Source organism: Rhizobium sp. BK491 (assembly GCF_014194925.1).
Taxonomy (GTDB): Bacteria; Pseudomonadota; Alphaproteobacteria; order Rhizobiales; family Rhizobiaceae; genus Rhizobium.
In genome coordinates this window covers 1483269-1496650 of the sequence record NZ_JACIAR010000001.1, presented here as the reverse complement: position 1 = coordinate 1496650, position 13382 = coordinate 1483269, and the positions used below count along the sequence as shown (strand labels likewise).

The following is a 13382-nucleotide window of genomic DNA, read 5'->3' as shown; positions in this document are numbered from 1 at the left end:
TCACGGAATCTCTGAACCGCTCTATCTCTTTGTTGTCTCGCAATTCCGGACGGAAAACCGCTGCGCACTTTTCCTGGAATTGCTCTAGGTCCTTTGACGCTCCATCATGTTGCGCGGTGCAGTCAGTATCCAGACAAGTCCGGTCGGACGGAAATCGACCTCGACATGGCCGCTGAAGGATGCCGCGGCATGGGTTTTCGTGACGGTGGTGCCGAAGCCGGTCGCGCTGGGCGGTTTGACCGTGGGACCGCCGGTTTCGCTCCAGACGAAGCGGATCATGGTGCCGGTTTCAGCGACCTCGTTCGTCCATTCGATGGTGATCTTGCCCTCCGGCGCAGAAAGCGCACCATATTTGACCGAATTGGTGGCAAGCTCGTGCAGGATCAGGCCGAGATTCTGCACCGCCTCCGGCTTCAAGAGGAAATCGTTGCCGAGGACGTCGAGCTGCTGAGGTCCCTGCAGGAAGGTCGCGAGATGAATGTCGATCACGCGGCGCAGCGACACGCCGGACCATTGTTCGCTGGTCAGCACCTCGATCGAGCGTGCCAGGCCTTCCAGGCGGTCGGCGACTGCCCGCTGGAAGGTATCGACGCTGTCCGTCTGCCGTGCGAGCTGGCGCGTCATCGCCTGGGCGAGTGCCAACAGATTCTTGGTGCGGTGGACAAGTTCGTGCATGACGAAATGCAGCCGGTCCTCCGTGACGCTGCGGTCGAAGGATGCGTTGGAAAGCGCAATGGCCACCTGGTTTGCCTCGATAACGCTGGTGTCAACGGGCGACACGATTTCGCCTCGACCCATGCGGTCTGCCATGTCGGCTATACTCTGGATGGTCGTGCGCACCTGGCGCGCCAGCGCATAGACGGCGATCAGCGCGATCAGCAGCAGCGTCACTCCGCCATAGATCAGGAATCGCCAGGTGCTCATCAGCGACTGCTGTGCGGACGCTATCGGTCCCCAGACGACGGCCTTCCAGGACCAGCCGGAGATCTGGGCATAGCCGAGCACCGCATTCGGGAGGGTCTTTTCATCCTGGTAGACACCGCTCGATGCGATCAGTTTCGGCAGAATATCCTTGTTGAACGTGTCTCCCGGAGCAAGGGTCGTCGGGCCGCCAGCGGCAACGACATGGCCGGATTTATCCACAACCGCTGCGGACCAGCCGGGCGGCAGGGCTTGCGTCGTCACGAGCTTGGCGAGCTCGTCGGCATCCTGGGTTACCGCCAAAGCGGCGCCGGCTGGCGAATGTTCGAGGGGCAGGGTGACGTTATAGACCCAGCGGCGGGCGTTAGGTCCCATGAAGACGTCGGATGCCTCGATGCGCCCGGAGTTCAGCGCCGATTGCAGCGCTGCGATGTTACCGGTCTTGCCGAGTGGTTTTCCAAGCGGCCAGCGAGTATTCAGCCGGAGCTGGCCATCCTTTTCCATGAGCAGCACGAAGAGCGAATCAGTGCGCAGGACCGTTTCCGTGCGGGCGAAGAAGGTGGCAATGTCGTTGCGTTCGAGTTCCGGTGAGGAAGACAGGAGACGCAATGTCGTCGCCATGTCCTGCAATTGGCGATCGATGACGCGCGAAAGCGCCTGCGCATCCTGAACGGTGTCACCCTTCAGCACATCGCGCTCATTATTTTCGAGCTGAACCAAAAGCAGCGCGACGAAGGCGAGAATGGGCAAGGCAATCGCCAGAGCGATTGCGATCAGATAGGCACCAATCGACGCTTTCGGAAAATGCGGCTTTCTCATGAAGCGATCAACCGATCGTGCCTCGATGAGGATACGACGCGCCGGCAAACGCAAATAGAATGGTATTGGTCATCATGCCAAGCGCCCCCGTGCCCCGATCCGAGCTAGATGCTCCAGAAGCGCCATGTTAGGGCTCGGTAATTTTCCTTGCAACATCTGAAAAGTCATTATTGCGAAATCGTAAGCGATCTCGGGTATTTACGACTGTGGCAACGCATCCCTGCAGTTGCGCTGACTGCCTCATTCTCAAGCTAGGAAAAGCGAGAGAGCCGGAACGGCGCAAGCTCGTGTGCTTCGCTGCCATCAACGATTTCCTGCGCGGCGAGCAGGCCGACGAGCGGTGCGAGCGTAACGCCGGAATGCAGAACTGCGAGGTAGAGGCCGGGTGCCGCACCGGTGCTACCCAAGATCGGCAGGCCGTCTTTCGGCGTCGGGCGATAACCGACGGTGTGGAAATCGAGCTCCAGCGCCTCGCCGCCTTTCAATGTTGCTCTGACCTTGGCGAAGAGCGCGTCGGCAGCCGCTTGAGGATTATCGCCGGGATCGGTGCCGCCAAAGTCGCCGCCGGCTATGATTCGTCCTTCTGCCGTTTGGCGCAGATGCAGTTCCGGTGCCATCACCAAGCCGTTCAACATTTTCCCTACGGGTCGGGAATGAACGATGAGCCCCGGAGGTGTTTCAAGCGGCACGAGAATATCCGCCGAGGCGGCAAGTGCTGCCGTGCCTGCACCGGCAGCCAGAACGACATGATCGGCGTGCATCGGCCCTTCGCTCGTTTCGATACCGACGATCCGCTCGCCCTGCCTCAGCAGACCTTTGACTTCGACACTGGATGACAGGATCGCGCCCCGACGGCGGGCATCTTCGAGCAGCAGTTTGGCGGCCGCAACGGGTTCGACCGCACCCTCTTCCGCGACGTGCAGAGCATAGTCGGGCGGATTGGCCAGATTCGGTTCGAGCATCGCAACCGTCGCCCGGTTGACCGGCTGTATGCCATAGCCCCAGCCATGGTGCTGCGCCACATAGGCGTCCAGCTCCGGCTCGGGAAGATCCCAGCTGAGGCCACCGCACCAGGATAGAGGGATGTCAGGCAGATCTGTCTTCAGTCTCGACCACTCGGCCATCGAGCGATGACGGACACGGAAGTAGAATTCCGGATTACCCCAGCTGGCATTGATCCAGGCGAAGGAGTTCGGAGTTGCAACGCCGCCGGTCTGCTGTGCGACCACCGTTACCGATGCGCCCCTGCGGCTTAAATGCCAGGCGATGGAAGCCCCGATGATGCCGGCGCCGATGACGATGATTTTCTGTGGGGAGGGCATGTCTTTGTCTCGCTTGAACGGATGAGCCCGAGACTACAGCATGTCGCGCAAAAGTGGGCAGCGGTTTTGCGATAACGACATGCGCAAAATCGAAGACCAGGGCAAAGAAAAGCCGCCGGGCAGGGATTGCCGGCGGCTGGGTATCTTTACTGCGATATGCCCCGTGTCAGGCGCCGGCGCCGACGCGAGCCAGGCCGTCTCTGGCCGGCTGATAGTTGGGATCGAGGTTGACCGCGTGTTGATAGGAGCGGCGGGCTTTCGCCTTGTCGCCTTTTCGCTCATAGACGAATGCCTGGTTTGCCCAGGATTCGGCGAGCTTGTTGTTCAGCTCGATCGCATGGTTGAAATCGGCAAACGCGTTGTCGTCGTCGTTCTGTGCAAGATAGGAGATGCCGCGGCTGTTGTAAGGTTCCGGCGAGTTCGGCGACAGCGAGATCGCCTTGGAGAAATCGTCGATCGCCTTATCCTGCTGATTGCGCTTCTGGTAGATCACGCCTCGGCCGTTATAGGCGCGGCCGTCCGTCGTCCCGAGGCTGATGGCCTTCGAATAATCGTTGAAGGCGTCGTTGTCGCGGCCGGACTGACGGTAGAGGTTGCCGCGGCCGATATAGGCGACGTCGTAGTTCGAGTTGATCTGCAGCGCAGCATTATAGTCCGCGACCGCTTCCGGCAGCTTGCCCATGTTGCGATAGATGAGCGCGCGGTTGGCATAGGCCTGGTAGAATTTCGGATTGAGCTGGATCGCTTGATTGAAGTCGGCAAGGGCGCGGTTGAAATCACCGCCGCGGCCATAGGCCGTGCCGCGCACATTGTAGCCTTCCGGATCCTGCGGATTGGCATTGATGACTGACGTCAATGAGGCGATATTTTCGGACGAGCCCTGAGCCTTGTCGATCTGGATCACATTATCTGTCGTAGCCGTCTGGCAGCCGGAAACGCTGATCGCGGCAAGTATCGCCAAAGCAGGCAGCACCGCGGCGCGCTTCGAAACGGGTAAAGAGAGGTTCGAAGTGCGGAACTTTACGGAAGTCGTCATTGCCATTATCGGGTTCGCTTTCCCCATGCGTCATATCAGGCTGTTCTGATTTAATCCGATTTGCGTAGAGAATAAATCAAAAAGGCGGCGGCGAACGACTCGCCCCCGCCACACATACATCTGAAAACGTCGAAAAACGGCGATTACTTGGCAACAAGGCCTTCGCGCTGAGCGCGCTTGCGAGCAAGCTTGCGAACGCGACGAACAGCTTCAGCCTTCTCGCGAGCACGCTTCTGCGACGGCTTTTCGTAGTAGTCGCGCATCTTCATTTCGCGGAAAATACCTTCGCGCTGCATCTTCTTCTTGAGAGCGCGGAGAGCCTGGTCGACATTGTTATCGCGGACAAGTACCTGCACGAGAATCACGTTCCTTTGGTTTGGTTGATGCCAGCGGCGACGGCAGCGCCAGGAGGCAAAAATATAACGTTCGCGCGGCCACAGCCTTGCGATTGGGAGGCGGGATAGCAGATCGGTTTGTCAAAGTCTAGCCAGATCGTGAGTTTGCAGAGGAAAAAGCTAGTTGTCGAGGGTTGAATTGAGCCGGCGATACCTGCTGCGCTTTCACGAAGGCGCTTGAAAGAGGGATTGGCAGATCCCGATCTTTGCGACACTGACATGCTTATGTGAGCATTTCGGATCAGAATCATTCGTGAGCTGCGGGGGATTCGAGCGGCCGCCCGAAACGAGAGGGAATCACTTTATGCAATCGCATCGCTTTATCGCTGTTGGGAAAGCGCTTGCTGCGCTCGCGCTCAGCCTTGTAGTACTCACTGCGGTGTTTGCGCCTGCCACAGCCGGCGAAGTGCGTTTTGGTAAGAATGTACGCATCGGTGGCCATGATTTTTCCAATCAGACCTACGACAGCAAACATCGTGCGAGAATTTATCTCTACAATGGAAAGCCACGAAAAGAGGGATGTGTCTGGCGCAAGGACGGTCATGGCGGGCGCGTGAAGGTCTGCCATCTGCAGCGCAAATAATCGGCTAAGAGGTCGTAAGCGGGGCGGGCGGGAAGGCGGCAATCTTAACCGTGTCGAAAGACGGTCCTGAATGCGTCGCAAAAGAGCCGTTGTGTCGGTTTTTGATTTGCGATTTGTATGACCCAGAAAAAGGGCGTCTTGCCTGAAGGAGTTGAGGGCGAATGCGTAAATACTCGGTTTTTGCCGTGGCACGGGAAGCGATGCGGGCTCACAAGGGCTGGGAGGCTCAATGGACCTCGCCGGAGCCGCGCAAGGAGTATGACGTCATCATCGTCGGTGGCGGCGGTCATGGCCTGGGTGCGGCCTACTATCTCGCCAAGGAGCACGGCATCACCAATGTCGCGGTGATCGAAAAGGGCTGGCTCGGCGGCGGCAATACCGGCCGTAACACGACCATCATCCGCTCGAACTATCTCTATGAAGAGAGCATGCACATCTACGAGCATTCGATGAAGCTCTGGGAAGGGCTGTCTCAGGATCTCAATTACAATGTCATGTATTCGCCGCGCGGCGTGATGATGCTGTCGCACAATGTGCATGACCAGCAGTCCTTCAAGCGTCACATCCACGCCAACCGTCTCTATGGCATCGACAATGAATGGCTGACGCCCGAGCAGGCTAAGGCATATTGCCCGCCGCTCGATATTTCGAAGACGGCGCGCTATCCGATCAACGGTGCCGCCCTGCAGCGTCGCGGCGGCACGGCGCGCCACGATGCGGTCGCCTGGGGCTTTGCCCGCGCCGCTTCCGATCGCGGCGTGCACATCATCCAGAATTGCGAAGTGACCGGCATTCGCCGCGGGCCTGATGGCCGCGTCACCGGCGTCGACACGAGCAAGGGCTTCATCGGCGCCAAGAAGATCGGCGTGTCCGCAGCCGGCCACACCACCGTCGTCATGCAGATGGCCGGCGTGCGCGTGCCGCTGCAATCGAGCCCGCTGCAGGCGTTGGTCTCCGAGCCGCTGAAGCCGATCTTCCCCTGCGTCGTCATGTCGAACACGGTGCACGCCTATATCTCGCAGTCCGACAAGGGCGAGCTCGTCATCGGCGCCGGCACGGATCAATATAATTCATACAGCCAGACAGGCGGCCTGCAGATCATCACCCATACGCTGGATGCGATCTGCGAGCTCTTCCCGATGTTCCGCCGCGTGAAAATGATGCGCTCCTGGGGCGGCATCGTCGACAATACGCCGGATCGTTCGGCAATCCAGTCGAAGACGCCGGTGCCTGGGCTCTATGTCAATTGCGGCTGGGGCACGGGCGGTTTCAAGGCGACGCCGGGTTCGGCCAATCTCTTTGCCCATCTGATTGCCCGCGACGAGCCGCACAAGTTCAACGCCGGGCTGAATCTGGATCGCTTCCGCACCGGCCGTCTGATCGATGAGGCGGCGGCAGCCGCCGTGGCACATTGATGCTGGCCGCGGTCGGGATCGCTCTTGCCGCAGGGCTTTCCCTGCCGGGCGGAGCGATCGCGACCGAAGTCAGCGATCTTATTCCGGGGGTCAAGGATTTTCGCATGCAGGTGATCCACAAGGCAAAGAACGAGGCCGACTGGCCCTTCGTGGCTGAAAGCGGTGTGATTGCCTGCGCCAAGGTGCTGAACAAGCCGACGGTCTATTTCGTGCCGGACCAGACGCCCGAGGCGACGAGGGCGTTTGCGATCGACACCGATCTGCTGGGCATGAGCCTGGTCAATCTGGGGATGACCAACGTGCTGAAGCCCTATGGATCGCTGGAGGCGCTGCTGAAGCGCATAACACCTTTCGTCATCATGGGGCGGCAGCTTTGCGCGCAGCCTCCCGGCACAAGCCTTACAGGCTCCGAGCTTTAACACAGGTAGAAAACGATGCTGCTGATTTACTGCCCCTATTGCGAGGAAGAGCGTTCGGAACTCGAATTCCGCAACGCCGGCGACGCGCATATCGTGCGGCCGGCCAATATTGCCGGGATCTCGGACGAGGAATTCGAGGAATATTTCTTCCTGCGCGACAACCCGAAGGGGCTGATCTTCGAGCGCTGGCGGCATATCCATGGCTGCGGCCGCTTTTTCAATGCGGCGCGCGATACGGTGAGCGATCACTTCTACCGAACCTACAAGACCGGCGAACCGAAGCCGGATCCGGCGACGCTCAAGCCTGGCGCGGCCGAACCGGTGGCGCAGCAACAGAACGAACAAGAAAAGACGGCACCAACAGAGGGATTTGCTGAATGAGCGGCGCCAATCGTATCGCGGGCAAGGGGCGTTTGACGCCGGCCAGAACCGCTCGCTTCACTTTTGACGGCAAGACCTATACCGCGCTCGAAGGCGATACCGTCGCCTCGGCGCTGCTTGCCAACGGCGTTCATCTCGTCGGCCGGTCCTTCAAGTATCACCGGCCGCGCGGTATCCTCTCGGCTGGAGCCGAAGAGCCGAACGCACTGCTCGATATCTCGCGCGATGCGGCGCGGCGACAGCCGAACGTACGTGCCAGCGTGCAGGAAGTTTTCGACGGCATGAAGGCTCAGTCGCAGAACCGCTGGCCGTCGCTCGCCTTCGATATCGGTGGCGTCAACAATCTGATGTCGCCCTTCTTTGCCTCCGGCTTCTACTACAAGACCTTCATGTGGCCGAAGTCGGCCTGGAAGCATATTTACGAGCCCTTCATCCGCCGCGCTGCCGGTCTCGGTGTTGCGCCGACGGAAGAGGATCCGGATCATTATGCCGGCCGTTACGCCCATTGCGACGTTCTTGTCGTCGGTGCCGGCGTTGCCGGTCTTTCCGCGGCGCTCGCGGCGGCCGAAACCGGCGCTAAGGTCATCCTCTGTGATGAGCAGCCGGAGGTCGGCGGCGCGCTCCGCTTCGACACCGGCATCAAGATCGACGGTGTCGGAGGCTATGAGTGGGCGCAGGCTACCGTCGCCAAGCTCAAGGCGATGCCGAATGTGCAGGTGCTGACCCGCACGACCGCCTTCGGCTACTACAACCATAATTTCTTCGGCCTTGCCGAACGCGTGACCGACCATCTGGCGAAACCCGGCCGCGACTTGCCGCGCGAGCGCCTATGGCAGGTCCGTGCCAAGCGCGCGATCCTGGCGACAGGTGCGATCGAGCGCCACATGGTGTTTCCGAACAACGACCGCCCGGGCATCATGCTCGCTTCGGCGGCGCGTGCCTATCTCAACCACTATGGCGTCGCCGTCGGTGCGAAGATCGGCGTCTACACGGCGCATGATTCGGCCTATGAGGCCGCCTTCGATCTCAAGCGCGCCGGCGTTTCCATCGCTGCCATCGTCGACAGCCGCGCGCGCCCGGGGGAGGCGGTTCTCGCCGAAGCAAAGCGGCTCGGCATCGAGGTGATGACCGACTATGCCGTTGTCGATACATCAGGCAAGCTGCGCGTCTCCTCGATGACCGTCTCGCGCAACGGCAGCTCCGCAACCCGCAAGATCCCGGTGGATGCCCTGCTGGTTTCGGCGGGTTGGACGCCCTCCGTTCATCTCTTCTCGCAATCGCGCGGCAAGCTGAAATTCGATACCGAGAAGCAGCGCTTCCTGCCGGGCACCTATGTTCAGGATTGCCTTTCGGTCGGCGCCTGCAATGGCACGGACGGGCTGCAAGCCGCGATAGAGGAATCGCTTGCCGCGGGCGAGCTGATGGCGCGCGCGACTGGCAGCACCAATGGCGGCGAGAAGATCCAGCTCCAGGCCGAGCAGGCTTTCGAGTGGACAGGCGGCATGATCGGTGCTGCCGAAGGCGCGGGACCGGATACGAATGCCAAGGCTTTCGTCGATTTCCAGCACGATGTCTGCGCCAAGGATATCCGCCTTGCCGTGCGCGAGGGCATGCATTCCATCGAGCATATCAAGCGCTTCACCACCAACGGCATGGCGTCCGACCAGGGCAAACTATCCAACATGCATGGCCTGGCGATCGCTGCCGAAATGCTCGGCAAGGATATTCCGCAGGTCGGTCTCACCACCTTCCGCGCGCCCTATACGCCCGTTACCTACGGCACGCTGATCAGCCATTCGCGCGGGGCTCTATTCGATCCCGCCCGCAAGACGCCGATGCATGCCTGGGAAGAGGCGCATGGCGCGATCTTCGAGGATGTCGGCAACTGGAAGCGCGCCTGGTTCTATCCGCGTGCCGGTGAGACCATGCATCAGGCTGTCAATCGCGAATGCCGGACGGCGCGCGAAGTGGCCGGCGTGTTCGATGCGTCGACGCTCGGCAAGATCGAAGTGGTCGGGCCAGATGCGGCGGAATTCCTGAACCTCCTCTACACCAATGCCTGGGATACGCTGAAGCCCGGCCGCTGCCGCTACGGCATCATGACCCGCGAGGATGGCTTCGTCTACGACGATGGCGTCGTCGGGCGCCTTGCCGAGGATCGCTTCCATGTGACGACGACGACCGGCGGCGCGCCGCGCGTGCTGCATCATATGGAAGACTATCTGCAGACCGAGTTCCCGCACCTGAAGGTGTGGCTGACCTCGACCACCGAGCAATGGGCTGTTATCGCCGTACAGGGGCCGAAGGCACGCGAGATCATCGAGCCGCTCGTCGAGGGCCAGGATCTTTCCAACGAGGCCTTCCCGCATATGAGCGTGGCCGAGTGCAAGGTCTGCGGCGTGCCGGCGCGGCTGTTCCGCGTCTCCTTCACCGGTGAAGTCGGCTATGAAATCAACGTGCCGGCCGACTACGGCCAGTCGGTCTGGGAGGCCGTATGGGCTCGCGCCGAGCCGCTGGGCGCCTGCGCCTACGGCACCGAGACCATGCACGTGCTTCGCGCCGAGAAGGGCTATATCATCGTCGGCCAGGATACCGACGGCACGGTGACTCCTGACGATGCCGGCCTTGCCTGGGCCGTTTCCAAGAAGAAGACCGATTTCGTCGGCATTCGCGGCCTGAAACGGCAGGATCTGGTCAAGGAAGGCCGCAAGCAGCTCGTCGGTCTCGTCACCCGCGATCCGAAGGTGGTGCTGGAGGAGGGCGCACAGATCGTTGCCGATCCGAATGAGCCGAAACCGATGACCATGCTCGGCCATGTCACCTCTTCCTATTGGTCCGAAAATCTCGGCCGCTCCATTGCCTTCGCGCTGGTTGCCGGCGGGCGCGAGCGCATGGGCAAGACGCTCTATGTGCCGATGCCCGACAAGACGATTGCCGTCGAGGTGACGGATCTGGTGTTCTTTGACAAGGAAGGAGGCCGGATCAATGGCTGATCTCGCTACCCGCAAACTGCCGCTTGCCGGCCGCCACGGCGGTTCCTCGACCGTCCGGCTGACGCCAGCCGCTCCTGCAAGCCGCATTTCGCTGCGAGCGTCTGCGGATTCAGTCCATAGTCTTTCGCAGGCGCTCGGCCTTCAGCTGCCGACCCGCCCGAAGACCTCGGCCAGTGCCAATGGCCGTCATGCCCTGTGGCTCGGCCCGGACGAATGGCTCGTCATCGATGAAAACGGTGCCGAGCTGGTCGGCGTGGCCGCATCGTCCGGCGTGCTGCATTCGGCGACGGATGTCTCGCATCGCAATACCGCGGTCATCATCTCCGGTCCCGGCGCGGAAGCAACGCTTGCCGCCGGCTGCCCGCAGGATGTTTCGTTGAGCGCATTCCCCATCGGCGCCTGCTCGCGCACGCTGCTCGGCAAGGCGGAAGTGGTGATCTTGCGGCTCGACGAGGAGACATTCCGCGTCGAGGTCTGGCGCTCCTTCTCCGACTATGCCTTCGGCCTTCTCGCCGAAGGTGCCGAGGATGCTGGGCTTTAACCCTCTTCCGGCCGATCCTTCGGGTCGAACTGCGATATGGTGGTCCATGTCGCAGTCAGCGCCGGCTTGCGTTCGTTTTCGATCTCGACTGTCACGTCATAGGTCAGCATCAGCATATTGGCGCCGCGCAGCCGCGTTTCGGCGAGTGTGAAACGTCCTCGCACCTGCGCTCCGCACTTGACCGGCGACATGAAGCGGATCTTCTCGAAGCCGTAGTTGATGCCCATGGTCTGTTCGCGGATTTTCGGCAATGCGCTGTAGTTCATCGCTGAGAGCAGCGATAGTGTCAGGAAGCCGTGGGCAATTGTGCCGCCATAGGGCGTTTCCGCCTTGGCGCGTTTTGGATCGACGTGGATGAACTGGTGATCGAGCGTCGCATCGGCAAAGGTGTCGATCATCGTCTGGTCGACGGTGATCCAGTCGGAAACGCCGATCTCCGTTCCTACAAGTTTCATAATCTCAACAAGCGAGATATCGCCGGGCATTCCATCCTCATCAGTCTGTGTCGTCAAAACCCTTTCTGGCGAATCGAGACTGAAAGTGCAACCGCGATCAGTTTTCCAGAAGGAATGCGACGGAGCGGGCGGGTATGGTGATTTGCCCACCGGCTGGGGTTTCGCCTGCCGTCGTCAGCTGGGACCAGCCGCCGCTTTCGGAAACCGGCAATGTAACAGAGCGTTCATCTGCGGCGCGATTGAAGACTATGGCGAGCCGCGTCGATCGGCCGGTGGCGCGATCCTCTGTCTGTGGCGCCATGCCGAGCACGGCCGCTCCCGGCGCCTCCCAATCGGGCACCGTCATCGGCGTCCCTGCGCTTGAGAACCAAAGCACGTCGCCATCGCCGTGGAAGAAATTCATGTCGCCAAAGGCCGTGAAGCGGCGGCGGAGGCCGGCAAGCCAGGCGGTATGGCCGATCAGCTCCTCGTCCAGCGCCGTCCAGTCCACCCAGGTGATGGCGTTATCCTGGCAGTAGGCATTGTTGTTGCCCTGCTGGCTCCGTCCGCCTTCATCGCCCGCGGTCAGCATGATCGTGCCACGCGCGGCAAAAAGCGTCGACAGCATGGCTTCGATATCGGCGCGGCGCTTGGACTGTATTACCTGATCGTCCGTTTTTCCCTCGATGCAGTTGTTCCAGGAGAAGTTTTCGTTGTGGCCGTCGCGATTGTTCTCGCCATTGGCCTCATTGTGCTTGTTCTCGTAGGAAACGAGATCCATCAGCGTGAAGCCGTCATGGGCGGCGAGGAAGTTGACGCTGCGCGTCTGCGTGCGCCCGTCACGGCCGAAGATGGAGGAGGAGCCGGCAAGGATCGTTGCCAGATCGCCGATGCCGGCATCGCCGCGCCAGAAGCGGCGCAGGTCGTCGCGAGCGCGGTCGTTCCATTCGAGGAAAGGTGCCGGGAAATTCCCGAGCTGATAGCCGCCCGGGCCGATGTCCCAGGGTTCGGCGATCATGACCCGATCCTGCAGCATCTCGTCCGCCAGCATGGTGCGAAGCGTCATGCTTTCCAGATCGAAGCCCTTGCCGTTGCGTCCTAGCACGGTGGCGAGATCGAAGCGGAAGCCGTCAATTCCAGCATTCCGGACGAAATGGCTGAGGCTGTCGACAATGAGCTTTCGCGTTGCCGGCTGATCGCAGGCGACGGTGTTTCCCGTGCCGGTATCGTTGACCAGCGTTCCGGGCTGGTCCGGCAAATGACGGAAATAAGTGGGGTTGTCGAGGCCGCGCAGGGATAGTGTCGGGCCTTGGCGGTCGCTCTCGCCGGTATGATTGAAGACGAGATCGAGGATGACCGCGATGCCTTCGGCGTGAAGGGCAGCGACCGTCTCGCGCAGCTCCTTCATGCCGCCGGGCACAAGACGCGGGTCGAGTGCCATGAAGGCGACCGGATTGTAACCCCAGCCATTGGTGAGGCCGAGCGGCGGCAGATGCCGTTCGTCGATCCATGCGGTGATCGGCATCAGTTCGACGGCGTTCACCTGCAGGCGCTTGAGATGCGCGATGATGGAGGGATGGGCGAGGGCGCCGAGCGTGCCGCGCTGCTTCGCCGGCACGTCGGGATGCAGCATGGTGAAGGGCTTTACCGCGATTTCGTAGATCAGGCCGCTCGGCTGAAACAAGGGCTTGGCTCGCTTTATCGCGATATCGCGCGAGACGATTGCCTTTGGCATCAAGTCCTGCGTATCCGCGCCGAAGATGCCCAGGCGCGGATCGTAGCGAAATGGCCGGTCTATTTCCTTGGCGTAGGGATCGATCAGCAGTTTGGAGGGGTCGAACCATAGGCCTTGGTCGGGATCGTATGAACCATGGGCTCGCAGGCCGTAGCGCGTGCCTTCCCCGGCATCTCTAACAAAGAGTCGATGCTCATCGCCGTCGTGTGCGAGCGGAAGCCGCGCGATTTCCTTGTGGCCCTCAGCGTCGAAGAGACAGAGATCTATCTGCTCGGCATGCCTGGAATAGACGGCAAATTCAACACCCGAGTCGGTGAGGGTCGCGCCAAGGCTGCGGGTTGTCGATTCTGACATGTCTCGCGGGCTTTCCGGATCGCTGGAGATTGTT

12 protein-coding genes are annotated in these 13382 nt (G+C 61.0%); 6 read left to right on the top strand and 6 right to left on the bottom strand.

Translation table 11 applies throughout. From position 1 onward, the window contains the following. Positions 1–84 precede the first annotated feature (84 nt). The 4 genes from FHX05_RS07440 to rpsU form a co-directional block, all read right to left on the bottom strand. Positions 85–1740, bottom strand: a complete 1656-nt coding sequence (locus FHX05_RS07440) for a sensor histidine kinase (protein WP_183714336.1) — start codon at positions 1738–1740, stop codon at positions 85–87. A gap of 251 nt (positions 1741–1991) precedes the next feature. Further along, on the bottom strand, positions 1992–3062 hold the full coding sequence (locus tag FHX05_RS07435) for an FAD-binding oxidoreductase (protein ID WP_183871115.1): 1071 nt from the start codon (positions 3060–3062) through the stop codon (positions 1992–1994). Between the two features lie 166 nt (positions 3063–3228). Beyond that, on the bottom strand, positions 3229–4104 hold the full coding sequence (locus tag FHX05_RS07430) for a tetratricopeptide repeat protein (RefSeq protein ID WP_183871114.1): 876 nt from the start codon (positions 4102–4104) through the stop codon (positions 3229–3231). A gap of 137 nt (positions 4105–4241) precedes the next feature. Next, the gene (gene rpsU / locus FHX05_RS07425) at positions 4242–4454 is read right to left on the bottom strand and encodes a 30S ribosomal protein S21 (protein WP_004117638.1); all 213 of its coding nucleotides are present in this window, start codon (positions 4452–4454) and stop codon (positions 4242–4244) included. A 343-nt stretch (positions 4455–4797) separates the two neighbouring features. Here rpsU and FHX05_RS07420 point away from each other — a divergent pair, with 343 nt between their 5' ends. The 6 genes from FHX05_RS07420 to FHX05_RS07395 all read left to right on the top strand — a co-directional run bounded on the left by FHX05_RS07420 (position 4798) and on the right by FHX05_RS07395 (position 10825). Next, positions 4798–5076, top strand: coding sequence for a hypothetical protein (locus FHX05_RS07420; RefSeq protein WP_183871113.1), 279 nt, complete (start codon positions 4798–4800; stop codon positions 5074–5076). Between the two features lie 161 nt (positions 5077–5237). After that, positions 5238–6491 carry a sarcosine oxidase subunit beta family protein gene (locus FHX05_RS07415; RefSeq protein ID WP_112602841.1) on the top strand — a complete coding sequence of 418 codons (1254 nt, stop codon included), beginning with the start codon at positions 5238–5240 and terminating at the stop codon, positions 6489–6491. Then, positions 6491–6910, top strand: a complete 420-nt coding sequence (locus FHX05_RS07410) for a hypothetical protein (RefSeq protein ID WP_112602839.1) — start codon at positions 6491–6493, stop codon at positions 6908–6910. Before FHX05_RS07415 ends, FHX05_RS07410 begins: the two co-directional genes overlap by 1 nt. A gap of 15 nt (positions 6911–6925) precedes the next feature. Beyond that, a complete protein-coding gene (locus FHX05_RS07405) occupies positions 6926–7291 on the top strand; it encodes a sarcosine oxidase subunit delta (RefSeq protein ID WP_183871112.1) in 366 nt (121 codons plus the stop codon). Further along, on the top strand, positions 7288–10284 hold the full coding sequence (locus FHX05_RS07400; RefSeq protein ID WP_183871111.1) for a sarcosine oxidase subunit alpha: 2997 nt from the start codon (positions 7288–7290) through the stop codon (positions 10282–10284). Before FHX05_RS07405 ends, FHX05_RS07400 begins: the two co-directional genes overlap by 4 nt. Beyond that, on the top strand, positions 10277–10825 hold the full coding sequence (locus FHX05_RS07395) for a sarcosine oxidase subunit gamma (RefSeq protein ID WP_183871110.1): 549 nt from the start codon (positions 10277–10279) through the stop codon (positions 10823–10825). Before FHX05_RS07400 ends, FHX05_RS07395 begins: the two co-directional genes overlap by 8 nt. Here the strand turns inward: FHX05_RS07395 and FHX05_RS07390 are convergent. Both FHX05_RS07390 and glgX read right to left on the bottom strand, forming a co-directional pair. Next, entirely contained in the window at positions 10822–11310 is a 489-nt protein-coding gene (locus FHX05_RS07390; RefSeq protein WP_183871208.1) for a MaoC family dehydratase, read from the bottom strand. The genes FHX05_RS07395 and FHX05_RS07390 overlap by 4 nt on opposite strands. 67 nt (positions 11311–11377) lie before the next feature. Next, positions 11378–13348: a glycogen debranching protein GlgX gene (gene glgX / locus FHX05_RS07385; protein WP_183871109.1), complete on the bottom strand. Its 1971-nt coding sequence runs from the start codon at positions 13346–13348 to the stop codon at positions 11378–11380. Between the last annotated feature and the right edge of the window lie 34 nt (positions 13349–13382).

Excerpts from the sequence above, each read along its gene's own strand:
- FHX05_RS07440 (WP_183714336.1), bottom strand. The coding sequence starts at position 1,740 with ATGAGAAAGCCGCATTTTCCGAAAGCGTCGATTGGTGCCTATCTGATC.
- FHX05_RS07435 (WP_183871115.1), bottom strand. The coding sequence starts at position 3,062 with ATGCCCTCCCCACAGAAAATCATCGTCATCGGCGCCGGCATCATCGGG.
- FHX05_RS07430 (WP_183871114.1), bottom strand. The coding sequence starts at position 4,104 with ATGGCAATGACGACTTCCGTAAAGTTCCGCACTTCGAACCTCTCTTTA.
- FHX05_RS07420 (WP_183871113.1), top strand. The coding sequence starts at position 4,798 with ATGCAATCGCATCGCTTTATCGCTGTTGGGAAAGCGCTTGCTGCGCTC.
- FHX05_RS07415 (WP_112602841.1), top strand. The coding sequence starts at position 5,238 with ATGCGTAAATACTCGGTTTTTGCCGTGGCACGGGAAGCGATGCGGGCT.
- FHX05_RS07410 (WP_112602839.1), top strand. The coding sequence starts at position 6,491 with ATGCTGGCCGCGGTCGGGATCGCTCTTGCCGCAGGGCTTTCCCTGCCG.
- FHX05_RS07405 (WP_183871112.1), top strand. The coding sequence starts at position 6,926 with ATGCTGCTGATTTACTGCCCCTATTGCGAGGAAGAGCGTTCGGAACTC.
- FHX05_RS07400 (WP_183871111.1), top strand. The coding sequence starts at position 7,288 with ATGAGCGGCGCCAATCGTATCGCGGGCAAGGGGCGTTTGACGCCGGCC.
- FHX05_RS07395 (WP_183871110.1), top strand. The coding sequence starts at position 10,277 with ATGGCTGATCTCGCTACCCGCAAACTGCCGCTTGCCGGCCGCCACGGC.
- FHX05_RS07390 (WP_183871208.1), bottom strand. The coding sequence starts at position 11,310 with ATGCCCGGCGATATCTCGCTTGTTGAGATTATGAAACTTGTAGGAACG.
- glgX (WP_183871109.1), bottom strand. The coding sequence starts at position 13,348 with ATGTCAGAATCGACAACCCGCAGCCTTGGCGCGACCCTCACCGACTCG.